Source organism: Loktanella sp. DJP18, assembly GCF_049310965.1.
In the GTDB taxonomy this organism is placed as follows: Bacteria; Pseudomonadota; Alphaproteobacteria; order Rhodobacterales; family Rhodobacteraceae; genus Loktanella.
In genome coordinates, this window is sequence record NZ_JBMERN010000410.1 from 1 (window position 1) to 547 (window position 547).

Below are 547 nucleotides of genomic sequence, written 5' to 3' on the forward strand. Positions count from 1 at the left end.
GGCACCAACCGCATCAGGCGCATCAACCGCCGGACACGGTGACGACCACACTTGTGGTCCTGTCGTTCCATGTGCCGCGCCATTTGCCGCGCCCCATACCACGGCGTTTCCAAAAACTGTTTGTCGATGATTGCCATGAACCTCAGATTCTCGGCGCTCTCGCCTTTCGGCTCATAATACAGGTTGGAGCGCGCCAGCGTCAGTAACGCACACTGCCGACGAACGCTCAGCTTATGATCCTTGCTCACCATTTTTTGCCTCGCGTTCCGAGCAGTTGAACCGAGGCATTGGCCAAAAAATCCCGCTCCACAACAAGCTGCCCGATCTTCGAATGCAGCTTCTCGATATCAGCCGGGCTGGGCGTATCAGGATCGCGTTCTCGTCGCCCAAACGCTGAAGCCATATTCTCGATCGCAGCACGCTTCCACGTGCTGATCTGGGTTGCATGGACGCCGAACTTCTTCGACAGCTCGGCAAGTGTCATCTCTTCGCGGATCGCCTCAAGCGCAACCTTGGCTTTGAACTCCGGCGCATGGTTCTTTCTCTT

2 protein-coding genes are annotated in these 547 nt (G+C 56.7%); both read right to left on the reverse strand.

The genetic code is table 11. From position 1 onward, the window contains the following. The coding region (locus ACOI1H_RS26185) for an IS3 family transposase (RefSeq protein ID WP_422441285.1) at window positions 1-251 on the reverse strand (251 nt) is incomplete at its 3' end. Then, window positions 245-547: transposase (locus tag ACOI1H_RS26190; RefSeq protein ID WP_422441286.1), on the reverse strand; the 303-nt coding region annotated here is incomplete at its 5' end. The genes ACOI1H_RS26185 and ACOI1H_RS26190, both read right to left, overlap by 7 nt.